The sequence below is a fragment of the Flavonifractor sp. DFI.6.63 genome, assembly GCF_024462255.1.
In the GTDB taxonomy this organism is placed as follows: Bacteria; Bacillota; Clostridia; order Oscillospirales; family Oscillospiraceae; genus Lawsonibacter_A; species Lawsonibacter_A hominis.
Map to the genome: position 1 here is coordinate 55,624 of NZ_JANGBE010000015.1, position 24,247 is coordinate 79,870.

Annotated in this window: 22 protein-coding genes, 1 tRNA gene and 1 pseudogene; 12 read left to right on the forward strand and 12 right to left on the reverse strand. The window is 58.6% G+C overall.

Going from position 1 to position 24,247, the window contains the following annotated elements:
* Positions 1-44: 44 nt before the first annotated feature.
* The 6 genes from nrdD to NE547_RS09685 all read right to left on the reverse strand — a co-directional run bounded on the left by nrdD (position 45) and on the right by NE547_RS09685 (position 5,874).
* Entirely contained in the window at positions 45-2,204 is a 2,160-nt protein-coding gene (gene nrdD / locus NE547_RS09660; protein WP_186908826.1) for an anaerobic ribonucleoside-triphosphate reductase, read from the reverse strand.
* Between the two features lie 196 nt (positions 2,205-2,400).
* Positions 2,401-2,703, reverse strand: coding sequence for a metalloregulator ArsR/SmtB family transcription factor (locus NE547_RS09665; RefSeq protein ID WP_256175654.1), 303 nt, complete (start codon positions 2,701-2,703; stop codon positions 2,401-2,403).
* Entirely contained in the window at positions 2,651-3,280 is a 630-nt protein-coding gene (locus tag NE547_RS09670) for a 4Fe-4S binding protein (protein WP_256175656.1), read from the reverse strand. The genes NE547_RS09665 and NE547_RS09670 overlap by 53 nt, the downstream gene beginning before the upstream one ends.
* A complete protein-coding gene (locus tag NE547_RS09675) occupies positions 3,277-3,480 on the reverse strand; it encodes a 4Fe-4S binding protein (protein ID WP_186908823.1) in 204 nt (67 codons plus the stop codon). Before NE547_RS09675 ends, NE547_RS09670 begins: the two co-directional genes overlap by 4 nt.
* Positions 3,481-3,827: 347 nt before the next feature.
* A complete protein-coding gene (locus tag NE547_RS09680; RefSeq protein ID WP_256175658.1) occupies positions 3,828-4,805 on the reverse strand; it encodes a nitronate monooxygenase family protein in 978 nt (325 codons plus the stop codon).
* Between the two features lie 109 nt (positions 4,806-4,914).
* A complete protein-coding gene (locus NE547_RS09685) occupies positions 4,915-5,874 on the reverse strand; it encodes a LysR family transcriptional regulator (RefSeq protein WP_256175660.1) in 960 nt (319 codons plus the stop codon).
* A gap of 319 nt (positions 5,875-6,193) precedes the next feature.
* Between NE547_RS09685 and NE547_RS09690 the strand changes: the two genes are divergently transcribed.
* The 6 genes from NE547_RS09690 (at position 6,194) to NE547_RS09715 (ending at position 13,015) form a co-directional block, all read left to right on the forward strand.
* Positions 6,194-7,522 carry a nitrate/nitrite transporter gene (locus NE547_RS09690; RefSeq protein WP_256175662.1) on the forward strand — a complete coding sequence of 443 codons (1,329 nt, stop codon included), beginning with the start codon at positions 6,194-6,196 and terminating at the stop codon, positions 7,520-7,522.
* 9 nt (positions 7,523-7,531) lie between these two features.
* Positions 7,532-7,771, forward strand: coding sequence for a ferredoxin family protein (locus tag NE547_RS09695; RefSeq protein WP_256175664.1), 240 nt, complete (start codon positions 7,532-7,534; stop codon positions 7,769-7,771).
* A 14-nt stretch (positions 7,772-7,785) separates the two neighbouring features.
* On the forward strand, positions 7,786-9,483 hold the full coding sequence (locus NE547_RS09700; protein WP_256175666.1) for an FAD-dependent oxidoreductase: 1,698 nt from the start codon (positions 7,786-7,788) through the stop codon (positions 9,481-9,483).
* A 4-nt stretch (positions 9,484-9,487) separates the two neighbouring features.
* On the forward strand, positions 9,488-10,285 hold the full coding sequence (locus tag NE547_RS09705) for a DAPG hydrolase family protein (RefSeq protein ID WP_256175668.1): 798 nt from the start codon (positions 9,488-9,490) through the stop codon (positions 10,283-10,285).
* A 94-nt stretch (positions 10,286-10,379) separates the two neighbouring features.
* Positions 10,380-11,633 (forward strand): DAPG hydrolase family protein, encoded by a 1,254-nt coding sequence (locus tag NE547_RS18605; RefSeq protein ID WP_256175670.1) that lies wholly within the window; start codon positions 10,380-10,382, stop codon positions 11,631-11,633.
* A gap of 20 nt (positions 11,634-11,653) precedes the next feature.
* On the forward strand, positions 11,654-13,015 hold the full coding sequence (locus tag NE547_RS09715; RefSeq protein ID WP_256175672.1) for a hypothetical protein: 1,362 nt from the start codon (positions 11,654-11,656) through the stop codon (positions 13,013-13,015).
* A gap of 80 nt (positions 13,016-13,095) precedes the next feature.
* On the opposite strand, the gene NE547_RS09720 is transcribed toward NE547_RS09715, so the two are convergent.
* From NE547_RS09720 to NE547_RS09740, 5 genes are all read right to left on the reverse strand, one after another.
* Positions 13,096-14,385: a TRAP transporter large permease gene (locus tag NE547_RS09720; RefSeq protein ID WP_256175674.1), complete on the reverse strand. Its 1,290-nt coding sequence runs from the start codon at positions 14,383-14,385 to the stop codon at positions 13,096-13,098.
* A gap of 12 nt (positions 14,386-14,397) precedes the next feature.
* On the reverse strand, positions 14,398-14,904 hold the full coding sequence (locus NE547_RS09725) for a TRAP transporter small permease (RefSeq protein WP_256175676.1): 507 nt from the start codon (positions 14,902-14,904) through the stop codon (positions 14,398-14,400).
* A 106-nt stretch (positions 14,905-15,010) separates the two neighbouring features.
* Positions 15,011-16,078, reverse strand: coding sequence for a TRAP transporter substrate-binding protein DctP (locus tag NE547_RS09730; protein ID WP_256175678.1), 1,068 nt, complete (start codon positions 16,076-16,078; stop codon positions 15,011-15,013).
* Positions 16,079-16,543: 465 nt separating this feature from the next.
* Positions 16,544-16,628, reverse strand: a tRNA-Leu gene (locus NE547_RS09735).
* A gap of 37 nt (positions 16,629-16,665) precedes the next feature.
* Positions 16,666-17,268 carry a hypothetical protein gene (locus tag NE547_RS09740; protein ID WP_256175680.1) on the reverse strand — a complete coding sequence of 201 codons (603 nt, stop codon included), beginning with the start codon at positions 17,266-17,268 and terminating at the stop codon, positions 16,666-16,668.
* Positions 17,269-17,382: 114 nt separating this feature from the next.
* Here NE547_RS09740 and NE547_RS09745 point away from each other — a divergent pair, with 114 nt between their 5' ends.
* The gene (locus NE547_RS09745) at positions 17,383-18,228 is read left to right on the forward strand and encodes a pyridoxamine kinase (protein ID WP_186908066.1); all 846 of its coding nucleotides are present in this window, start codon (positions 17,383-17,385) and stop codon (positions 18,226-18,228) included.
* Positions 18,229-18,401: 173 nt separating this feature from the next.
* Here NE547_RS09745 and NE547_RS09750 read toward each other — a convergent pair whose 3' ends face one another.
* Positions 18,402-19,940: a polysaccharide biosynthesis C-terminal domain-containing protein gene (locus NE547_RS09750; RefSeq protein ID WP_243204787.1), complete on the reverse strand. Its 1,539-nt coding sequence runs from the start codon at positions 19,938-19,940 to the stop codon at positions 18,402-18,404.
* 128 nt (positions 19,941-20,068) lie between these two features.
* Here NE547_RS09750 and NE547_RS09755 point away from each other — a divergent pair, with 128 nt between their 5' ends.
* The 5 genes and pseudogenes from NE547_RS09755 to NE547_RS09775 all read left to right on the forward strand — a co-directional run.
* Positions 20,069-20,779 (forward strand): DUF554 domain-containing protein, encoded by a 711-nt coding sequence (locus tag NE547_RS09755; protein ID WP_186908067.1) that lies wholly within the window; start codon positions 20,069-20,071, stop codon positions 20,777-20,779.
* Between the two features lie 395 nt (positions 20,780-21,174).
* Positions 21,175-21,951 (forward strand): enoyl-CoA hydratase-related protein, encoded by a 777-nt coding sequence (locus NE547_RS09760; protein WP_256175682.1) that lies wholly within the window; start codon positions 21,175-21,177, stop codon positions 21,949-21,951.
* Positions 21,952-21,984: 33 nt separating this feature from the next.
* Complete coding sequence (locus tag NE547_RS09765) at positions 21,985-22,833, forward strand: 3-hydroxybutyryl-CoA dehydrogenase (protein ID WP_256175684.1); 849 nt, start codon at positions 21,985-21,987, stop codon at positions 22,831-22,833.
* Positions 22,834-22,934: 101 nt separating this feature from the next.
* Positions 22,935-24,095 carry an acyl-CoA dehydrogenase gene (locus NE547_RS09770; RefSeq protein WP_186908070.1) on the forward strand — a complete coding sequence of 387 codons (1,161 nt, stop codon included), beginning with the start codon at positions 22,935-22,937 and terminating at the stop codon, positions 24,093-24,095.
* Between the two features lie 26 nt (positions 24,096-24,121).
* Positions 24,122-24,247: pseudogene (locus tag NE547_RS09775) on the forward strand (electron transfer flavoprotein subunit beta); the annotation flags it as partial.

The window sequence follows — 24,247 nt, forward strand, 5'->3', positions numbered from 1 at the left end:
GAAGGAACCGCTGATCCCGGCGGGGCGTGCGGGTCCGGCGCTGCCTACAGATGCATCACCCGGTCCCGAATCTCCTGGGTGCGGCCCTGGTTCCAGAACTGAGTCCCAATGTAGCCGCAGGTGCGCCGGGCCACGTTCATCTTATCCTGATCGGTGTTGCCGCATTTGGGGCAGCGCCAGATCAGCTTACCGCCGTCCTCCGCGATCTGGATCTCGCCATCCCAGCCGCATACCTGGCAGTAGTCGGATTTGGTATTCAGCTCGGCGTACATGATATTCTCATAGATGAACTTCATCACCTGGAGCACCGCCTCCAGGTTGTTCTGCATGTCGGGCACCTCCACATAGCTGATGGCCCCGCCAGTGGACAGGTGCTGGAACTGGGCCTCAAACTTCAGCTTATCGAAGGCGTTGATCTCTTCCGTCACATGCACGTGATAGCTGTTGGTGATATAGCCCTTGTCGGTAATGCCCTCGATGACGCCGAAGCGGCGCTGGAGGCACTTGGCAAACTTATAGGTGGTGGACTCTAGCGGCGTGCCATAGATGCCGAAGGCGATGCCGGTGTCCGCTTTCCACTGGTTGCAGGCCTTGTTCATGTGCTCCATGATCTGCAGGGCAAAGGGGGTGGCGGAGGGGTCGGTATGGCTCTTGCCCGTCATATATTTGACGCACTCGTACAGGCCCGCATACCCCAGGGAGATGGTGGAGTAGCCGCCCACCAGCAGCTTGTCGATGGGCTCGCCGGGCTTGAGCCGGGCGCAGGCGCCGTACTGCCACAGGATGGGTGCGGCGTCGGACAGGGTGCCCTTGAGCCGGTTGTGGCGGCACATGAGCGCCCGGTAGCAAAGCGCCAGCCGCTCGTCAAAGAGCTTCCAGAACTTCTCCAGATTGCCGCCGGAGGACAGGGCTACGTCGGGCAGGTTGAGGGTGACCACGCCCTGATTGAAGCGGCCGTAAAACTGGTACTCCCCGTTTTCCTTCTTCCACGGGGACAGACAGGAGCGGCAGCCCATGACGGGGAAGCAGTTGCCCTCCTTCAGTTCCTTCATCTTCTTCTCGGAGATATAGTCGGGCACCATACGCTTGGCGGTGCACTTGGCGGCCAGGCATGTCAGATACCAGTAGGGGGAATCCTCGTGGATGTTGTCCTCCTCCAGCACGTAGATGAGCTTGGGGAAGGCGGGGGTGACCCACACGCCGGCCTCGTTCTTCACACCCTGGAAGCGCTGCTCCAGGGTCTCCTCGATGATGAGGGCCAGATCCCGCCGCTCCTGCTCGTTTTTGGCCTCCCCCAGGTACATGAACACGGTGACGAAGGGGGCTTGGCCGTTGGTGGTCAGCAGAGTGAGCACCTGATACTGGATGGTCTGCACACCGCGGCGCACCTCGTCCCGCAGACGCTGTTCCACCAGTGCGGAGATCATCGCCTCCCCGGTCTCTACCCCCAGGGCGGCAAGCTCCCCCTCCACCAGAAGGCGGATCTTCTCCCGGCTGACCTGGACGAAGGGGGCCAGATGGGCCAGGGAGATGGACTGGCCGCCGTATTGATTGGAGGCCACCTGGGCGATGATCTGGGTGGCGATGTTGCAGGCGGTGGAGAAGCTGTGGGGCCGCTCGATGAGGGTGCCGGTGATGACGGTGCCGTTCTGGAGCATGTCCTCCAGGTTCACCAGGTCGCAGTTGTGCATGTGCTGGGCAAAATAGTCGCTGTCGTGGAAGTGGATGATGCCCTGCTCATGGGCTTCCATGATATCCTGGGGCAGCAGGATGCGGCGGGTGATATCCTTGGACACCTCCCCGGCCATGTAGTCCCGCTGGGTGGAATTGACGACCGGGTTCTTATTGGAGTTTTCCTGCTTGGCCTCCTCGTTGCAGCACTCGATGAGGGTGAGGATCTTCTCGTCGGTGGTGTTGCTCCTGCGTACCAGGGAGCGGGTGTAGCGGTAGGTGATATAATTTTTGGCTGCCTCAAAGGCCCCGTGGGCCATGATCTGGTATTCCACCAGGTCCTGGATCTCCTCCACGGAGGGAGCCCGGTTCATTTTCAGACATGCCAGCTCCACCGATTCGGCGATCCGGCGGATCTGCACCGGCGTCATCCGAACGCTTTCCTCGATGGTGTCGTTGGCCTTGGTAATGGCCGCGATGATTTTGGTGATATCGAAAACGGCCTCCGAGCCGTTGCGTTTGACCACTTTCATAAGGTTACCACGCCTTTCCCGTTTCATTCCACAAAAGGCACATGTTGCGCCGATGGATATTCTAGCACACCATATATTGAATTGCAAGGTGATTTTTGGGGATGATGGCCGCCCTGGCGGCCGCAAAGGCGAATGCGTTGCGGCGCCTTCCGTGCCTGAGGATGCAGGCGGGGGATTTGGATGGCGGGAAGTCCCTTCATCCATGAAAAGTGGTTGTTCCCGTGCAATAATGCGTTTTGAGAAAGCTCATAAGACCGATGACATGCTCATCCGCAATTTGATAGATGACGTTCATCCCCTGTTTTTCGGAATCCAAAATCCCTGCCATTCTCAGCTGTGATAAGTGCTGCGACAGCGCGGATGCGGTAATGTTCGGGGTAAACGCGTGGATGTTTCCAACCGTCATCGGTCCCTGTATCAGCGCACACAGGATCAGCAGACGCTGTTCATTCGCCAGCAGTTTCAGAAGTTCCGCAATTTTCTTTGCCTGTTCCTCCACAGCAGGACCCCTCCTTCCGGTGCTTGAGTTTGCAGATCCCCTGCGTCATCGTTCCCATGGGACAATAAACGCACCAGGTTCTTGGGCGGAAGAAAATCATGGTGATCAGCCCGAGTACGGTGGACGTCATCATAACGCCGAAAAAGCCAAAGGCAAACTGGGCCATCCACGGCGCGACCACGTCGACCGCTGCCCATTGCCACGGCAGTTTGATGGTCCACAGCAAAGTGACGGTCTGCTTCAGCGGCGCACCCGTAAATACCTGATAGGTGCTAAACAGCATCAAACAGAACATCGTCAGGAAAAAGGCTAAAAACCCATAGCGGAACCAACGGCTGTGCAGAAATTTTGGCGGGGTCCGGTTGCAAGAGAGCTTCCACTTCCGCCCCAACAACTCGAACAGCTGTCCACGCCCGCAGTAGCGGTTGCAATAGGCTTTGCTGCCCCCGATGATTGCAACGAACAGCGGAATGACAAAAAACAGCAGGCCAAGCCATGCAAACAGGATATTACATAAGCCCAGGACCCAGTACAGCAATTCAGCCAGCCAAAGATATGCATACCATTTCTGTTTCATCGTGACGCCACCCTTTCAAGGACGGTGATGATAGCGGCGGGACAGCGGTTCGCGCACTGGCCGCAGCCAACGCATGTTTCGCCGTCCACGCGAGCGAGTATGCCCAGGTGGATCTGAATTGCATTTTTCGGGCATGCGTTTACGCAGCAACCGCACGCCACACACCCGCTGCCGATTGTGGCGATGTTCTTTGCGTTCACGGTAGGCTCCCCCCTTTTTTATATATTAGTAATTAAGATATTTCTAATATACTTTAATATTTGGCGTTTGTCAAGGAGCGCTTCGGTCTCGGATTTGTGTATCCCGCCCAGGCACGGGGAGAGGTGTCGCTAAAAAACAGAGGGACGGGAGCCTGTCAGCCTCGCTTGTGTCCGGGCCGACTCAGAATGGCAGTCCCTCGCAGGTGTTCAGCTAATCGTTCTTTGCTTTTCGCCGTTTTGCTTCCTTAAAGCAAAAGACGGGGATCCCTGTAATTACAGGGATCCCCGAACGTGACAAGCCCCGCTTTTCGATAAAAATATCCGAAAAGCGGGGCTTATTCAATCCCTTATAATCCCAGAGTGGCGGATTGGCGCAGAATGGCCTCGCACTCCTCGCACATGCCCTTGACACGCTGCGCCACCGTAGCGAGCTCGTGGATCAACGCCACGGTAGCGCCGCACATGATGGAACCGTTGATCTGGGTGTCGCCGGTCTGGGCGGCGATACGGCCGGAACCGGCGGCCTCCTTTTTGAAGAGCTCGGCGGCCACGGAGCGGACGTTGTTGGCCTCGATAGCGTCCAGTCGGGCTGCCTTCTGGTTGCGGATCTGCCAGCTGGCCTCCCCCGTGCAGTCGCCCAGATAGAGCGCGTCGATATCCCTGGCTGCTAGGATGCCAGTCTTGTAGTTGACGTGGACGGGGCTCTCATGGGTGGCAATGAATGCGGTGCCCATCTCTACGCCCTCGGCACCCATCAGGATATAGCCCGCCATCTGACGGGGCGTGGCGATCCCTCCGGAAACCATGACCGGGACGCTCTTGATGTGCTCCAGTACTTCCGCCAACAGGATGCCTGCGGCGATCTTGCTCTTATGGCCGCCACCCTCCAGACCCTTGGCAATAATGACGTCGGCACCGCACTGCTCGGCCACCACCGCGTCCTCCAGGCAGTTGATCTTGGCTACGATCTTTGAGCCGCCGGCTTTAAAAATATCGTAATACTTCTTGGTAAAATCGTAAGTCAGAATATTCAGAGTATCGATGTAAATGACCGGGATGTTGACGCTCGAGAGCTTCTCGGCTTTCTCCTCCAGCATGGGGCCCGCATCCAGAAACACGTTGACGCCGAAGGGGTTGTCCGTCATGCTGCGGATCTTTTCGATGTTTTCCAGGGCGATGTCCGCGGGCATGGGGCCGCTGCCAAGGACGCCCAGACCGCCGGCGTTGGAGACCGCGGAGACCAGTTCCGGCATGGAGTTCCAGGCCATCGCACCCTGTACGATGGGATAGCGAATATTCAGCGCTTTACAAACACGGTTTGTCATGTTGGTTCCTCCCTTTTGTTCTGCCGCAGCAAGATAAAGTTGAAGCGCGATTGTGGCATTATATTACCATCGCAGAACGCGGAGAGGAAATTCCGTTTATATGTTTCTGTTATGCAAGCTGAGAATCAGGGTTCTGCATCGCCTCCTCAGGAGGCAGGATGTCGTTGAGCATTTGAATTACCGTGCGGATACAGGCGTTGTCCCGCCGCTCTTTCCAAGCGGCAAAGATTTTCACCTCCAACTTGGATGCAGTGTCCTTTCGACTCTTGTCAATGGGGCAGAAGCGCACAGTACTAGGGGCATAGGCCGCCAAGCGCCTAGGCAGGACCGCCACCCCAGCGTTGCAGTCCACCATAACGATCATATTGCTCAGGGTCCTGGTCACTTGGGTCACTGAGGGCAGAAGGCCGTTCTCATAGAGGGTGCTGGTGATAATGCTGTTGGTGGTGGACGGAGAGGAGGCCGACTGCATCAGACGGCCCGAGATCAGGAGCTTTTCGTTCCGTAGTTCGTCCAAGGTGACGGCCTCCTTCTGAGCCAGGGGGTGGGCCATGCTGACAATCACCCCAAGCTCGTCGGTATAGATGACCTTGGTGCAAAGCTCTTCATAGGTGGCTGGGGCAAAAGCGTCCACAAAGACCAGATCCAGTTCGTCGTTGTGGAGCAGCTGCAGTAACTCTGTCTGGGTGGCATCATACAGAATGACGTCAATGTCGGGGTGCTCCGCGGCCATCTGCTTAGTCAGGGGGGGCAGTACATGGGAGATGATCGCGCTGGAAAATCCGATGCGGACGCTACCACAGTGACCTTGACTGGCAGCGGATACCCGTTCCAAACCCTCTTTGTAGTCGGCCAGCATTTTGCGAAAGTACGTACACAGTACCTGACCGGCGTTGGTCAGGATGACGCTGCGCTTGGTCCGCTGTACCAGAGGAACGCCCACCTCGTCCTCAAGTCCGGCAATCATTTTGCTCAGTGTGGGCTGCGTCATGTGAAGCACTTCCGCTGCACGGGTAAAATTGAGCAGTTCGGAAAAGGTCAGATAGCATTTCATTTGAAAAATGGTCATCTCAAGCTCCTCGTCATGTCGTGTCTCGTGGGTCAGCTTGTGATTATTTTAACGCATACCAGGTGTATGCGCAAGAGAGCGGACAGAGAATCTTTTTGAAAGTGTGCGTTTTTGCCAAATAAACTTGCGTTGCCGAGAGGCGGAATGTGCGTTTTTGATATATCTGAAATAAAAAAGATGAATTTCACTTTCACAAGGTTCTCTGCTAGGCTGTTGTTTCAGAGGGGGGGCGCGTACCATATGAGGGCTGGGTAAGCACAAAATTGTATGGCCCGTTCGAAGCAAAGTTTGAACTATTACATTGGGAGGGTGAAGAGAGATGAGCACTCAGAGCGGTCAGAACACACGCACGGTATATTCCTCTCGAAGAAAATGGGGCGTGCTCGCAGCCACACTGCCAGCGCGCTTTGTCATCAACGGACTGGCCTGGGCCAGCTTTACCTTGCTGCTCAGCTCCATCTGTACGGAGATGGGGTGGTCCGACGCCCAGCGGACCGCGGCCTCCAGCGCCTACCAGGTGGGCCAGGTCATCGCCATGCTGCTCATCGGCTTTCTGCTGGACAAATTCAGCGTCAAGAAGCTATTTGCCTTCGCGATTATCCTGCTGGCTGGCGTAGCGGTGCTGATGCGGGGCTGCGCCACTAATTTCCCCATATTCTACATTTCCGTGGTCCTGTACGGCTTTCCCTACGGCGCAATCCTGCTCTCTACCGTGAAACTCTGGGCCATGTGGTTCCCGAAGGATCAGATGGCGGTGGCCAACGGCTGTAACACCGCCTTCGGCACGCTGGGACAGTTCTGCATCAATTTCGCGTCCACGCCCATTCTGATGATGACGGGCGGCTGGCGGGGCCTGTGGATCATCTGTTCCATTATTTTGTTTGCCTCTTTCTTCCTGTTCTGGTTTTTGTGCCCGGAGCGGGGCCAGATGGACGCAGAGGTCAAGCCGCAGTATGACAAGAGTGAGCTGGGCCTGTGGAAGAATTTCCGCACCCTCATCAAGGTGCCCCGGGTGTGGTGCCTGTGGGTCTCGGACATTGCGCAGGGGGCCACGATAATGACCTGCTCCACCTACGCTTCCATTGTTCTCCAAAATGACCCCAATTGGGGATTGGATCGGGCCGCCGCCGGGCATATCACCATGTTTACGAATATCGGCTCGCTGATCGGGTATTTCGTCCTCCAGCAGATCATACGCAAGGTGGTGCGACGCAAGGGCTACGACGCCATGCCTGTGATGAGCTTCGGCATCGGCCTGATCTCCTGTATCCTCTTCGCAATTGGCTATAACAGCTTCAACATTCCCACAGCTCAGGCCTGCTGCCTCATCGGCGGCATCGGTATGTCGGCTATGATCATAGCGCCCCGGACGTTACAGATTCAGCAGCCTGAGGTGGCGGGTCCCAGAGCGGGTACGGTCAACGGCATCGGCGGCATTATCGCCCGCGTGGTTGGCATCGGGCTGTCCACGCTGGCGGGCATCATCGCCGCCTACTTCAACAACACCTCGGTCATCATGTACATCCTCTATGGCTTTATGGCGCTGAACCCAATTTTCTTGCTGGTTTATTTGGGTGTGCGCAAGCATGAGATCAAAATTGGGAGATTGGCGGCGGAGAATCCTGCCGACGAACTCAGGAGGGAGTAATTTCATACCATGAATACAATTATTGTAAATCGGGCCCTGTGCACCGGGTGCGGCGCCTGTTACCGGGCCTGCTTTGTGGATGTTATCCGCTGGGACAAGGAGGCGCGCAGGCCTCGGTTTCCCTACATTAAGGACTGCGTGCAGTGCGGTCACTGCGAGATCTACTGCAAGACCAAGGCGTTGAAGCTGGTGCCAGACTACGACTCGTACATGTTCCCGCGAGAAGTGGTTACCACCCATATTCGGTAAGGAGGGCATCAGAGATGAAACGCAACGAAGTGGTTTGTGACGTCGTGGTGGTGGGCGGCGGCCTGGCCGGGATTATGGCCGCCCTGGCCGTCAAGAAGCAGGACAAGGACCTGAGCGTCGTGGTCGTGGACAAGTACTTTGCTGCCCGGGGCGGCAAGGCGACCCGGGGCGGCGGCGTCTTTGACGTTCTGGCCGATGAGGTGGACATTGAAGAGTTCCTCTCTTTCGATATCGAGCAGATCGGCGAGTACCTCAACGAGCAGATAGCCCAGCGAAAGTACATCGCTGCCCTCAACGACAACGTGGAGCTGATGGAGCAGTATACGGGAAAGCTCTGGGTCCGCAACGAGGACGGCAGCCTGTACACCAAGCACCCAAAGATGAATTTTGTACACCCCTGGCGTTCTGCCTCGGTGGAGATGACCTACATGATCGAACTGAAGAGGGCCGCGGTACGCAACGGTATTCAGTTCGTGGACCGCGTGGGCGTGGTGGACTTCCTCCTCTGGGAGGGGCGTGTGGCCGGCGCGCTGGGATACCACATCGAGACGGGCGAGGAGTATGTGTTCAACGGCAAGGCTGTAGTGGTATGCAACGGGGACCAGAACTACCGCTGTATGCCCATGTGGGCATGTACCCGCGGCGAGGGTCTGGCGGCGGCCTGGCGGGCTGGCGCCGAGATGACCAACTGCGAGTTCTCCACCTTCTACCAGTGGAGCAACACGGGCTTCTTCGCGCCGGTAGCCCGTTCCGAGGACTGGATTTTCAACAATGAGGGGACCAATATCGGCACCATGCACCGTACCCCGGCAGACGCCGACATCGACGCCAAGACCGTGGTGGAGTGGTACAAGCAGATGAAGGCCAGCAAGGGCCCGATGCACTATATCAACCCGTCCAAGAACATTCGGATCGCGCCGGTCTCCCCTCCGGGGACGCGCCCCCTGGCAGACCAGCTGCGGGGCATTACCGCCTTCAATAACGCTACCCACATGTCCACGGATGAGCTGCTGCCCATCTTTATCGGCGAGCAGTCCTGCCTGAAGGTGGATATCGACATGAAGACCAACATCCCCGGCCTCTTCGCGGCAGGCGACGCCTGCTACAGCGGCAGCCGCGTCATGGGCGCCGTGTGCTGCCCGCCCGGCCGGGTGCGGGGCAGCGGCCTGCCCTTTGCGGAGTATTCCGGTAACGTGGCGGGCATCAGCGCCGCCCAATACTGTGCCGGGGTTGCCCTGGGTGAAGTCGACCAGGCTCAGGTGGCGAAGTACCGGATGCGCACTCTGGCGCCCATGACCCGGGCCGGAGGCGTCCACCCCGACGAGTTGGTACTGGACGTGCAGCGGGTCATGGCCTCTCTGGGGTATACCCTGTACTGCGAGGAAAACCGCCTGAAGGAGGGACAGGGGATCATTCGGGGCATCGAGAAGCGTCTGGATGTGCTCTACGCTACCGATATGCACGACACGTTCAAATGCAACGAGGTGCGATCCATGGTCTCCTGTGCCGAGATGTTCTTTACCGCCGCCCTGGAGCGCAGAGAGAGCAGAGGCTGGTTCCAGCGTGAGGACTATCCTCAGCGGGATGACGTCAATTTCCTGAAGTGGATTGTGCTGAAGCGGGCGGAAGACAGCGAAGAACCCACCGTCTCCTTTGAGCGGATCCCGATCGAGACCTACCCCTATCAGCCGAAGATGAAGAAGGAGGTGTAGGAGCATGCTCCGTGTGTTAAAAGACAGCGAATTGGCCCAGCCTATCGCCCAGTACTGTTCCCGGCCTGTGGTTCATGCGGCTCTGCCCGTCCCGTCCATGCCCCGGGAGCAGGCCATCCTGCCCGACGACATGAATATCATCCTGAATCAGCAGGCCTGCCCCAAGTCCAGCGGCTACTGTATGCTGGAAAACGGCGGGGGCTACCTCACGGTAAAGAGCACGCTGCCCGGCGTGACCAAGGAGATGCTCCAGTGGATGGTGGCCTGGCACGGCCTGGAGCCTGTCCACTACATGGCCATCAACGGAGAGACCCATCACTCTTCCGCCGTCAGTGAGCCGGACGGGGAGAAAATCGGACGAAGCTTCCTCACTATGGAGGAGAAGAGCCAGGGCATCAGCGTCTACACAGTGGACCTGATTGGCGGGGAGCTTCAGGACACCATCACCTACTACCTCAGTCCCGCGGATCAGGGACTGTCGCCGGAGCGCTATGTCCGGTCCGGCGTGGTCACCATCGGCGGCACTGTCCTGCGGCAGTTGCACAGTGAGACCGACCCCCAGAAGAAGAGCCTGAATATTATGGTGTCCATTGTCCGCGACCGGGAGGACGGCGTGGAGGTACAGACCCACCTGTGGGCCGGCTACAAGCTTCTCCGCCGCCAGGCCAAGCGCTTTGACGCCAACGGTATCCAGCCCACGGAGGAGTCCCTCGGAGTACTCGCCAATCACATCGCCGACGAGTGGGCGCAGATTGGCCATGTGCTCCCAGAGCTCTACAGGGAAGTGCACGCGACTGCGTAAAGAGTCATTCAAGATAACACGCCGTGACGGCCTGGGATACGTATGCATATGCGCTTCCAGGCCGTCCTCATATGGCAGAGAGGAAGTGAAGCCTGTGACTGATTGGTGGAACAAGCTGCCCCGCTTTACCACTCTGGCGACCTTGGAGGCAGGTGATGTACGCTGTATTTTGAAGGGCGAGCGTGCAGTGGAAGCGGGGATGGTGGAGTGTGCTGTCCGGCTCAGCGGTCCCCTGCGGGTGCGGGATGGCTTGCCCCAGGTGCCGGTGGACTTCTTTACCGCCGTGATGCATGCATACGTCACTGACGAAGGTGATCAGATCACCATAGAGCGCTCCGGCCATATTGTCCGGGTGTGCCATGGCGGGCCGAATGGCTATGTTCCGGCATGCGAGGTGCTGGAGCAGATGGATGTGGATTTTGGCTGGGACGCCGGCCAGGGCCTCCTTCGGATGGCGGTCGAGACTCGATGCGCCGGCCACCGGGAGCTGACGCCTGCCGAACTGGCGCTGCCCTACGCCAAGTACTACACCGGCTACTGGGATACGCCGTTCCACCTGCGGGCGGACGTCCGGGCCTGGTCGGAGAAGGCGGGGAAATATCAGCTCTCCGCTATGGCCGAGCCCTCGGACCTGCTGCACATCCGGGAAGTCCGTCGGCTGCTGGAACCGGCCTTTCGCAGGGAAGGATGGCACGAGGGCTGGACCCTCTTCCCGGATGGGACCGGCGTAGTCTGCGTCAAGACCTATTTTCCCGAGACCACCAGCGAGATGTTCCAATGGTGGTTTGCCTGGCACGCCCTGGAGGATATCCGCTATATGCTCTGGTATCCCCCCGCCCACTACGGTATCGCCCCCACCCTGGAGTACCGCCGGAAACTGGCGGACCCCACCAAGACCCTCTTTGAAAAGACCCACGGCGGCGACGCAGTCCACATGGTCTACGAGTCTACCCAGATTGACGCTCTGAGCTACGTGGCCGCCAAGGCAGTGCCCTGGCACAGCATCCCCTTCCAGGATCCTCAGGTCAGGGGATTTGCAAAAGAGGACCTGGCGCACTTTAAACAGAAGGGATATGCCGCAATCTGCGGCGGTCAGAGGATGCTGCACTTCTTTGCGGAGCGGGAGGACGGAACCGGTGGCGACCTCTACACCCACTTCTGGTTTGGCATCCATCCGGACGGCCGGGGCAGCTGGCAAGGTAGAAAGAATGCGCCTGATTCTCAACTGATTCCGCCCATCCTGAACATTGCCCAGCACGCGGTAAAGGAGTTTGCCCAGCTGGCCCAAATCCTGCCTCAGATCTACCGTGAGGAGGGCGGAAAGCCCATCTGCGCGCCCGGTGCTTGAGGGAGGAAGAAGGTCACACGATGAAACCATGCTTTTACGCAAAGAGTCCGGGAAACGAGGGCTATATCAAAAATATGGAGGTTCTCGCCTTTCATGACCTGGACGGCTGGGCCATATTTCAGATGGCGCTTTACCGGAAGGAAGGGCGCTACTATCTGTACGGCGCGGGGCGGGGAAATCCGGTCTGCCCGATTCTGGATGTAACCGACCCGGAGCGTCCCAAGCTGGTGGAACGGCTCTGCGTCGCGCCGGACAATCCCAGGCAAAAGGTAGGGAAGATCCAGGCGGCGGACGGCCTGCTCATCACAGCCCTCTCCTGCGGCGCCAGCGCCTCCGGTGCCGCGGGGGCCTACCGTCCGGAACAATTCGGAACGGGCCTGAGCGGCTTTATGATTTTTGATATCGCATCCGATCCCATTCACCCCAGGTTGCTGGGCTGCTGGAAAAACGGCGTGTCCGGTGGCGCCAACGGTGTACACCGCTTTTTTTACAATGGGGGATCGTATGTCCATGTCTCCTCGGATTGCCGTGGCTTTGAGGGGATGATTTATCGGATTGTAGATATTAGAGATCCGACCGCCCCTCGTGAGGTGGGGCGCTGGTGGCTCCCGGAGCAGTTCGCGGACGGCTATGCGGGCAGAACGTTTGACCCCTGTGCCCCCCACAACCCGGAGTATATGAAAAAGGGGTGGCTCCACGGGCCGCCCTATGTGCGGGACGGAAGGGCCTACTGCGGCTATGCCGGAGCGGGGCTGGTCGTACTGGACGTGAGGGATGTGACCCGGCCTAAGCTGCTGGGACGGCTGCCCCTCTCGCCGCCCTTTTCTAGCTATTATGCCGGGGCCAAGACCCATACGGCGCTGCCGCTGCCGGGGCGGGATTTTCTGGTTTTGACCAATGAGGGGGAGCGGTTTCCCTGGTTCAACGCGGAGAAATTGGGCGGGATGCCCCAGAGCCTCAACAACCTGCACCTGGTGGACATCCGGGACCCGTCCCGCCCGACGCTGATTGCCGAATTCCCCTATCCTGAAGTCCCGGAGGGCTTTCCCTACCCCAACTTCAACGAGATGGGGATCGGGTGTCCCGGCCCGTTCGGCCCGCACAACATCCACGAGCCCATGTCCAACAAGCCGTGGCTGGAGCAGCGGGGCGATCGGGTTTACTGCTGCTACTTTCACGCAGGACTCCGGGTGTACGATGTGTCGGACCCCTATTATGTAAAGGAGATTGGCTACTTCATCCCGCCTAATCCGCTCCGGCACCGGGTCTCCACCAATGTGGGCCCGTGTATCGGGGTGTCGGAGGACTGTGTAGTGGATGACAGGGGCGTCATTTTTATGGATACCTACCAAGACGGACTCTACGTTCTGAGAATGCAGTGATACGAATGAAGCAGAAAGGCGGCTTGCGCGGGGTATTCCCGCGTAAGCCGCCTTTCTCTGCCCTGCCGCTGCTTCCGCGTTTACATCAGACCCATTATCCGGGGCAGGAACAGGGTTAGCTCATCAAACAGGTTGAGTAGCAGCAGATCCATTAGGAGAATCGTCAGATAGGGCATGACCCGTTTGAATATACTCTCCACACTGGAATTGGCAATGGAGGCTGCCACAAATACGCAGCCGCCCACCGGAGGAGTAATAGCGCCGATGGATAGATTGACCACCATAAGAATGCCCAGCGCCACCGGGTTGATACCGAAGCTGCGGCAGATGGGGAGCACAATGGGGGTCAGGATGACAATCGCACAGTTGGGCGTGACAAAGCAACCGGCGATTAAAAGGACAATGTTGATAAGCAGCATCAGCAGAACCGGGTTGTCGGTCCAGTTGAGAAACACAGTCATCAACTGCTCGGGCATGTGCTCCTTGGTAATTACGTAGCTGAACATTGCCGCGCAGGTGATTACCACCATGCCTACGGCGGAGGTAATCGCCGACTCCCAAAAAATACGGGGGAGTTCCTTCCATTTCAGTTCCCGGTTAACGAATACCGTAATGATAATGGAGTAAACACAGGCCACCACGGCGGCCTCAGTGGCCGTAAAGACGCCGCTGTAGATACCGCCCAGGATGATGACGGGCATCAGCAGCGCACCGATGGCGTTCAAAAAGCTCCGGGCAATTTCGGAAGAGTTTCCCCGCGGGCTTCGCTGGATCTTCAGGCGTCTGGAAAGGAGGTAGACCATAAGCATCATGGACCCGCTCATCAGAATACCGGGGATGATGCCCCCCATGAAAAGGGCGGGAAGGGAGACGCTGGCGGTAGCTGAGAAGACCACCATGGCGGAACTGGGCGGGATGACCATCCCTGTGGTACCGGCGGCCGCCACGGTAGCGGTGGAGAGGTCCTTGGGGTAGCCCTGCTTTTCCAGCTCTGGGATCATCATGCCGCCCACCGCTGCAGTGGTGGCGGCATTGGAGCCGGAGATGGCGGAGAAAAAGAAGGCGGCCAGAATACCCACCATGCCCAGACCACCATGGACGGGACCGATGATGGTCTTGCATAGCTGAATCAGGCGCTTGGAGAGCCCGCCCCTGCTCATGATATTGCCTGCCAGGATGAAAAAGGGGAGGGACATCAGTACAAAAGAGTTGGTGGAGTTGTAGAGTCGGGATGCCAGTAGGACGATATGGAAGGGTTCGCCGCTCAGCAGAAGGGCGGCGATGGAGGAGATGCCCAGCGCCCAGCCGATGGGGACAGAAAGCAGGATTAAAATGAAAAAGCAGACCAGCATGATGATTGTCATGGACATAGCCGCCACCTCCTAGTGCGCAATGGGCCTGTTCCCGGACCTGACCTGCCGCAGGGCCTGAAAGCGTTCAACGATCTCAGCAGAGCCCAGCAGCAGCATCAGTATGCCGGAGACGGCGATTGCGCCGTAGGACCATGGCATCGGGATACGGAGGGCGGAGGAGGTGACGCCGACGAAGGTCTGCATGGCGGCGATACCGGACCAGCAGAAGACGCCGTAGAACACCTCGCAGATAATGGCGGCGGATAGGGCAATGCACGCCCGAAGGGCTCCATGGGTCTTTGTCAGTAGGAGCGTCATAGAGATTTGGGAGCCGTTCCGGATGGCGAGGGCCGCCCCTAGGTAAGTGGCCCAGACAAAGAGCAGGGTCGAAATTTCCTGGGTCCAACTGTTGCTGAACTGCATAGCACGGCACACGACCTGATAAAATACGATGACCACCAGCAGCGCCAGCAGCATGGCCAGGAAATAGGCCCAGAACTTCCACAGTGCATCCATGATTTTTCGATAATATTTCATGGTGTATTGAACTCCTTTAATGCAAATCAGCCGTTTTGTTGGAATGGGAAGGCGGGCCCTTGCGGAAATGGCGCCGCGCTCCGCCGGACTGACGCTCCGGAACGCTTCAATATGGGATAGAGACTACCTGTTCAATCAGATCACGTCCGATGAGGTCGGCGTACTCTTCCCAAACCGGCATGACAGTCTCCTTAAACCGCTCCATCTCCTCCTGAGAGAGATAATGGACGGTCATTCCGTTTTCCAGACAGGTGTTGATGTATTTCTGCTCAAAGCGCTCCCCCTCGTCAATGGTGTAGTAGCGGTATTCACTGAATACCTGTTCCAGGAGGTCCAGCACCTCCCTGGGTAAACGCTCGGTCGTCTTGGCGCTCAGGACGGGACAGCCGGCGCTGTAGTTGTAACCAAGCATGACCACATAGTCGCAGAATACGTACTGCTGCTGGTTGCAGATAGTGGCCATGGGCTCCTCAGCACCGTCCACCACCCCCTGCTGCATGGCAGTGGTCAGCTCACTGTTTGCGATGTTGGACGTAATGCACCCTAGGGCCTCAAAAGTCTCTTTGTAGACCTGACCGTCCATGACGCGGATGGTGAGTCTGGCACAGTCCTCCACCGTGAGGACCTCTTTCTCTGTGGTGCAGAGGTGGCGGAACCCGAACTCCCACAGCCCAAGGGGGATGCCGATGGTCTCCTCCATTCCCTTGGTGACCTCGTCAAAGCAATTGTCCAGCACGGCTTTGAACTGCTGGCGGTTTTCAATGATGAAAGGGAGCGAGAGCACGTCGATGGCGTGTGTGTAGTTGGAGATGACCGCGGAGGAGACCAGGCCGATGTCGACAGTGCCTGTTGTAACGCTCTCTGCGATTTCGGGGGCGCCCCCCAAGGTGCTCTCCCAGAAAATATCGAGGGTGACCGCCCCGTTGCTGCGCTGTTCCAGTTCCTCCTTGATGGCCAGGAGCGCCTGCCCGGACGGCGTACCCTTGGCGATGGCCACGGCCACGGTCAGTGTGTAGACCTCTTGCGGGGTTTCCGGCCAGTCATAGACCGTCTGGGAGGGGGACATAATGTCCACGGCCTTTTGGGAAGAAAGTGGTCCCGGATCGCTGCGGCAGGCGGTCAGATGCAGGATAAGAATGGCACATAAGATCAAAACTGCACCCTTCTTGATCATTGGCGTTTCATCCTTTCTCTTGCGGTAAGCGCCGATCACGCCTATGTTTCCTCAATTGAGGTATACAGAAATGCCAAGAAAAACTGAAAAAATAGATGGATTTGTAGTTAAAGTTTACACAACAAAGCCTTGGATGTAAAATTAATTTCTGTTATTACAGACATTCCCTATTTGCCTGGAGCTTTCGGAATTTATGCCATATAGGGATGATACGGGATGCATTCCAAATGGAAAACCGTTGTTACGGCATGTGAAAAAAGGAGCTGCTTTTCGACGTAGTAATTCGAAAAACAACTCCTTTTACATCAGCCCCATTGCGATAAATAGGCTTTTTTCGAAAAACGCTTCCTCAACCAAATCACAACCCAACGAAGCGGTTGTGACTTGGAAAGGAGGAGCAGCGACGTGGGGGCGATCCGATTTTTGAAAAAAGTCGGAGCAAGCGATACAAAGCTTGCTCCGACGTGGTGCGGGCATGGGGACTCGAACCCCAACACATCGCTGCACGAGAACCTAAATCTCGCATGTCTACCAATTCCATCATGCCCGCGTATATGAGCAGCCGGAAAATACCGACTGCTTTTTCGCTATCGGAAAAAATAATATAAAAAGCCTTTGAAAGTCGGATGTAGATGGTACTCCGCGGGGTGCATTCCGCCAAAACGTCCGTCATACGACAGTTCAAAAGAACCTTCAAAGTAATCAAACCTGCGGAATCTGACCATATACCGCGGAAACCCCTCTGGAAGGTCCGTGCGAATATAGATGGGCTTGTTTTCCGGGATCAGCTTATCATGCGAAATAATAGGGACCGCTTTCCGCCTGACGGTTTTCCGAGCGTCGCCATCGTATGTGATCGGGATGATGTGAAGCCATAGCAGCGGCTGTTTGCAGCGCATGGAGATGATTTCCCCATACTCGGAATTTTCAAGATGGTAAAAGATTTCGCGGCTGTCTGCAAAATCCACACAATCCGAAGCGTCCTCAAGGGAAAAATCTTCGAGCATAAGCTGGGTGTTCTTTCGTATGGTCCATATCCGGCCTATAAAGTAAAATATAAAAAGCACAAGCGTAGCAACGCTTGCAGCATCTCCAAGGGACATAGCGACTCCTTTGACGCAAAATGAAAAAGAAAACGCCCTCGCCGAGGTAACAGCGCCAAAATCCCGCGCGTCTGCCAATTCCGCCATACCTGCGCAGATTAATATTCAGTTTATCATCCCGACGGGAAAAAGTCAATTGCGCTCCGGCGAGGAAACGGCTATAATGAGAGGCGATCAGACGACGAAAAAGGAGGAGCCGCCATGAAACGAGCCCCACGGGTGGCCGCCGTTCAGGATATTTCAGGATTTGGCCGCTGTTCCATGACCGTGGCGCTGCCGGTGCTTTCGGCCATGGGGGCCCAGTGCTGCCCGCTGCCCACCGCCTATCTCTCCGCGCACACAGCGTTTCCTGAGCTGGGGAAAGCGGCGTTTTTGGACCTGACGCGGGAACTGGAGCAGACGCAGGAGCACTGGGCCGCGCTGGGCGTAGCGCTGGACGCCGTCTACAGCGGCTTTATCGGTTCGGCGGGACAAATCGCCGCCATCCGCCGGTTTTATGAGCGCTTTCGGGGCGCGGATACCGTGGTGCTGTGCGACCCGGTGATGGGAGACGGCGGAAGACCTTACCGCACTTACACCCCCGATATGTGCCGCGCGATGGGGGAACTGGCCGCCCTGGCCGATGTGATTACCCCAAACCTGACCGAGGCCGCCCTGCTGCTGGGGGAGGAGTATGCCGACGCACCAGGGAGCGAGACGGCGGCGCGGGCCTGGCTGGAACGGCTGAGCCGGGACGGAAGGCGGTCGGTGGTGCTCACCGGATTGAGCTTTACCGGGGGAGAGATCGGCGCGGGATACTTCGACGCCGCGGATGGCCGGACCGGGTTTGCCATGGCCCGGCAGGAGCCGGCCCACTTCCCGGGGACGGGCGATCTGTTTGCCAGCGTGGTGCTGGGCAGCCTGCTCCGGGGAGAAGCGCTGTGCTCCGGCGTCCGGAAGGCGGTGGAATTCGTCCAGCGCTGTGCCCGGCACACCCTGGCGCTGGGGACCCCGGTGCTGGAGGGGGTACAATTCGAACCGCTGCTGCGGGAGCTGATGGAAGCGTAGGACCGGGAGGCTTTCTGAACAAGTCATGCGGGCCGGAAGCGCCTGATGTACTGGAGCGGCGGGCCGGAAAAGCAGGAGGAGGGCTGCGGCGTCTGCCGCGGCCCTCCTCTTTATATACGGTGCTCCGGCGGACGCCTGCAAAGGGGAGCGGCCGCCGTAAACTATGCCTCTGCCTACCCGTGCAGCCGGAAGAGCCGGCGCAGGTGCACGCCCTGGGCCTGGAGAGCGGCCAGGTAGAGCACTGCTCCGAAGGCGATACAGGCCGCCACGGCCCAGCGGCCGTCCAGGCCCGCGTCCAGCAGGACGTGAAAGAGCAGATTGACGACCAGGGCCATCAATACGGCGGAGAGGGCGGGCGCGGTGCACCACTGGAAGATCTGCAGCCTTAGGCCCGTTGCCTTTCGCACCTGAAGCCAGTTGAGAAGCATACCCAGTACCGCGCTGGCCACGAACCCGGCCACGTATCCCCGCAGGCCAACGCCCGGCAGGCCCATCAGAAAGAAGGTACAGCCCAACTGCACCACGCCGCACAGGATCGAGTTGCGGGCGGCGGCGCTCTGCCGGCCCACGCCGTTGAGCGCTCCGGAGAGCACCGACTGATAGCAGGAACACAGCACCCCTACGGACAGCGGAAGGATGTACTCACCCACCGTGGGCTCCCGGAAGAGGTAGACCCCGATCATGGGTCCCAGCACCACCAAAATGGCCATGCAGGGCAGGATGAGCACTGAGGTGGCCAGCATCGAGCGGTCCACCCGCCGCTGGACCTGCCCCGAGCGGCCCAGGGCGGTACTTTCGGCCAGCTTGGGCACCAGCACCAGGCCAAGCGCCCCGATGAAGGCGGTGGGCAGATAGAGCATGGGGATCGTCATGCCGCAGAGCACGCCGAAGGCGCTCATGGCTTCGGAGACCTGGGCGCCCGCGGCGACCAGACGCTGGGGAATGAGCACCGCGTTGGCCGAGCCCATCAGATTGCCCAGCAGAGCGGTCATGCCGATTGGCAGGGCGATGGCGGCAATGCGCCGGTCCAGCGCCCGTGGGCGCAGGGGCGTGCCGGGAAGCCCGCCTGCCCGGTTCAGCTGCCGCCGGGCCAGCAGGAAGAGCACGGCTGCGGAAAAAACCTCGCAGCAGATCATGCCCAGCACGATCAGACCCACCGTGCGTTCCGGGTTCTGGGGCAGAAAGACCACCAGCAGGCCCAGCACCGCCCCGGTGCGGATCAGCTGCTCGCACAGCTCCACAGCGGCGGGGGGGCGGATGTTGCCGGTGCCGTAGAAAAAGTGCTTGTGCAGATTTTCCACTCCGGTAAGCAGGATGCAGGGCAGCAGCAGGAGCAGGCCCAGCTGCGTGCGGGCGTCTCCCAGCAGATAGACGGAGATGGGGTCATAGAGCAAAGCGGTTACCGCCGCCACCAGAGAGAACAGGATCAAAAAAGCCGCCAGGCACCGGCGCAGCACCTGGGCGATGGCCAGGCGGTTGCCGAGGGCATGGTACTCCGAGGACAGGTTGGACATCGCTACCGTCAAACCGACGGCAGTGATGGACATGACCACGGAATAGACCGGCATGATGAGCTGATAAAGCCCCATGATCTCCGCCCCAATCAGCCGGGAGAGCAGGATACGGTAAAGAAACCCCAGCAGTTGGGAAGCAAGGCTGGTGCCGGTCAGCACCAGGGTAGCGTAGAGCATGGATGTGCGGTCGAGTTTCAAGACGCGCCCCCCTTTACTCTACAAGCTTATTCGCAGGGGCTGTCCGGAATGCCGGTTTGACAAACAGGCAGAAAAAGCGTATCATACTGCCGTTCATACATTGCTGTGTAAAAGTGGAGGAGAGACGTATGCTGGCAACGGTTATCAATGTGATCTTGGTGCTGCTGGGCAGTGCTCTGGGGCTGATCTTTAAAAACCGGATCAGCGCCCGTTTTTCCTCTGGCCTGATGTTCGCGCTGGGCTTATGCGTCCTGGGCATCGGCATCTCCAACATGATCAGAACCAACGATACTCTCTGCGTCATTATCTGTATGGTCCTTGGCACCCTGCTCGGCGAGGGCCTGAATATTGAAAAGCGCATGGACGGCCTGGGCGGGGTGCTGCGGCGCAAGCTGATCCGGGGAGAGGGCAACAACCGCTTTGTGGAGGGCTTCGTCAACGCCTCGGTGCTCTTCTGCGTGGGCGCCATGGCCATCAATGGCTCCATGGAGGCGGGCATGAACCACAATTATGATATTATCATCTCCAAGGCGGTCATTGACGGCGTTACATCCATTACCTTTGCCGCCGCCATGGGCGTCGGCGTGGCGTTTTCCGCCCTGCCCATCCTGGCGTATCAGGGCGGGCTGACCCTGATTTTTTCCCTGGTGGGACAGGGGATCGCGCCGGAAATCGTCACCGAGATGAGTGCTGTGGGCGGGACGATCATCGTGGGCATCGGGATCAATATGCTGGGCTTGCCCAAGGAAAAGATCCGCGTAGGCAATATGCTCCCGGCGATCTTCCTGCCGCTGGTGTACTTACCGGCGGCCCAGTGGCTGTCCGGGCTGATAGGATAGGGCGGATTCGCCTGCGGACCGGGAAAGCGGAGATACGCGCCCGGAGTCCGGCGCGCAAGCTGCCTGGGCAGAACGCTTTGCTGCGTTAGAATGAAAAAGCGAACGGAAGAGTTTGCCTATATTTCCGGTATGCACAGGGCCCTTTTTTAGGGGCTTTGTGCATTTTTGCTATAATCATTGATAAAAAAATAACGGATTTCTCCGGCACGCACCCTTGCCTGTTTGACAGAGAAGCGGTATACTATTTTAGGTATGGAATGTTAAAAAAATAACAAAGCGAACGAGCGGTTCGTCAGGAAAAAAACAATGCTTTTCATGCCGTTTTGCCCATGATATAATAGGTCGACGGGCCGAGATATTGTGGAATCCGTACAGAAAGTAAGGAGGCAGCACAGATGGGATTTGTGAAGCTGGAGAAGCAGGGTCATGTGGGCATAATGACCATTGACCGGCAGGAGGCGCTGAACGCGCTGAACAGCGCGGTACTGACCGACCTGGACGCGGCCATCGATCAGGCGGAGCAGGACAGCGAGATCTACGTAGTGATTTTGACCGGCGCGGGGCGCTCGTTCGTGGCGGGGGCGGACATCGGTGAGATGAAGGAGTTTTCCTCCATCGACGGAAAGAAGTTCGGCGTGCACGGGGGCAATGTGTTCCTGAAGCTGGAGAATATGAGCAAGCCCGTCATCGCGGCGGTGAACGGCTTCGCTTTGGGCGGGGGCTGCGAGCTGTCCATGGCGTGCGATATCCGCCTGGCCAGCGAGAAGGCCAAGTTCGGCCAGCCCGAGGTGGGCCTGGGCATCACGCCCGGCTTTGGCGGGACCCAGCGTCTGCCCCGTATCGTGGGTATTTCCAAGGCGATGGAACTGATTCTCACCGCCAAGGTCATCGGAGCGGCAGAGGCCAAGGCCATCGGGCTGGTGAGCGAGGTCTATCCGCCCGAGGAGCTGATGGGCAAGGCCATGGAGATGGCCGAAGCGATCTGCGCCAACGCCCAGATCGCGGTGTGCGAGTCCAAGCGCTGCATCCGCAAGGGCATGCAGACCGATATCAATACCGGCTCTTCCTTTGAGGCCGAGGCCTTCGGCGTCACCTGCGGCACCCGGGACAAGGACGAGGGGATGGGCGCGTTTTTGGAGAAGCGGGCGGAGAAGCACTTCCAGAACAAGTAATTTCGCACCCAAAACACAAGGAGGTTACATAATATGAAGAAAGTCGTAGTGATCGGCGGCGGCACGATGGGCCTGGATATTGCCCAGGTCTTCGCCCGCAAGGGATTCGACGTGGTGGTCCGTGATATCAAGGACGAGATCATTCAGGCGTCCGAGGCCCGTCTGAACAAGGGGCTGGACAAGCTGGTGGCCAAGGGCAAGCTGGACGAGGCGGGCAAGGCCGCCATCACCGGCAAGATCAGCTTCACGACCGATCTGAACCTGGCTGCGGACGCGGACCTGGTGGTGGAAGCCGCCATCGAGAATCTGGACATCAAGAAGAGCATCTTTGCCGAGCTGGACAAGATCTGCAAGAGCGAGACTATCCTGGCCTCCAACACCTCCTCCATCTCGATCACCGCCATCGCCGCGGCGACCAAGCGGGAGGACCGGTTCATCGGGATGCACTTCTTCAACCCCGCCACCGTGATGAAGCTGGTGGAAGTGATCCGCGGGGCCAAGACCTCTGACGCGACCTTCGCCGCCATTCGGGATCTGTCCGTGGAGATCGGCAAGGAGCCCGTGGAGGTCAACGAGGCCCCCGGCTTCGTGGTGAATAAGATCCTCATCCCCATGATCAACGAGGCCGCCGACCTGCTGTACACCGGCGTGGCCAGCGCAGAGGGCATCGACACGGCCATGAAGCTGGGCGCCAACCACCCCATGGGCCCGCTGGCTCTGGGCGATCTGGTGGGCCTGGATGTGTGCCAGGCCATCATGGACACGCTGTACAAGGAGACCGGCGATCCCAAGTACCGCTGCTCCCTGCTCATCCGCAAGATGGTCCGCGCCGGCCAGCTGGGCCGCAAGACCGGCAAGGGCTTCTTCGATTACTCCAAGTAAGACCGGGAACGACGCAGTTCCCTGACCGCACGCATTACGACGGGCGGGAGTTCGCTCCCGCCCGCCCGTTCTGAAATACATATCTAGGAGGAAGGCAACAAATGGATCTGCACCTGTCCAAAGAGCATGAAATGCTCCGCAAGATGTATCGGGACTTCGCGGAGAACGAAGTCAAGCCGCTGGCCGAGTGGGTGGACGAGAACGAGGCGTTCCCCGAGGAGACGGTAAAGAAGATGGCCAAGCTTGGGATGATGGGCATTTATTTTCCGAAGGAATATGGCGGAGCCGGGGCCGATGTGCTGAGCTACGTCATGGCGGTGGAAGAGATGAGCAAGGTCTGCGGGACTACCGGGGTTATCATCTCGGCCCACACCTCCCTGTGCGCGGCGCCCATTTTTGAAAACGGCACGGAGGAGCAGAAGAAGAAATATCTGCCCAAGCTGTGCTCCGGCGAGTGGATCGGCGCCTTCGGGCTGACCGAGCCGGGGGCCGGCACGGACGCCCAGGGGCAGCAGACCACCGCGGTGAAGAACGAGAACGGGGACTGGGTGCTCAACGGCTCGAAGATCTTCATCACCAACGCGGGCTATGCCAACGTGTTTATCATCATCGCCATCACCGGAGTGTCCACGGATAAGAAGGGGCGCAAGAAGAAGGAGATCTCCTCCTTCATCGTGGAGCGGACGGACAAGGGATTCTCGGTGGGCAAGCACGAGAAGAAGATGGGCATCCGGGGCTCCTCGACCTGCGAGCTGATCATGGAGGACTGCGTGATCCCCGGCGACCGCCTGCTGGGCAAGCAGGGCAAGGGCTTCAGCATCGCGATGAAGACGCTGGACGGCGGACGGATCGGCATCGCCTCCCAGGCGCTGGGCCTGGCCGAGGGCGCCATTGAGGAGACCATCAAGTACACGAAGGAGCGCGTCCAGTTCGGCCGCCGCATTTCCCAGTTCCAGAACACCCAGTTCCAGTTGGCCGACATGTATGCCAAGACCGAGGCCGCCAAGTGGCTGGTATACTCTGCGGCGATGAAGAAGCAGAACCACGAGCCCTACAGCATGGACGCGGCGATGGCGAAGCTGGTGGCGGCGGAGACGGCCAGCGACGTGACCCGGCGGTGCGTGCAGCTGTTCGGCGGCTACGGCTACACCCGCGAGTACCCTGTGGAGCGCATGATGCGCGACGCGAAGATCACGGAGATCTACGAGGGCACCAGCGAAGTGCAGCGGATGGTCATCTCTGCCAACCTGGGCGTGAACTAAGAAGGAACTGGAGGGAGAAATACGATATGAAAGCAATCGTTTGTGTCAAGCAGGTCCCGGATACCTCGGGGGTGGTGGCGGTAAAGGAAGACGGCACCATGGACCGTGCGGCAATGGCGACCATTACCAACCATGACGATCTGGCCGCGGTA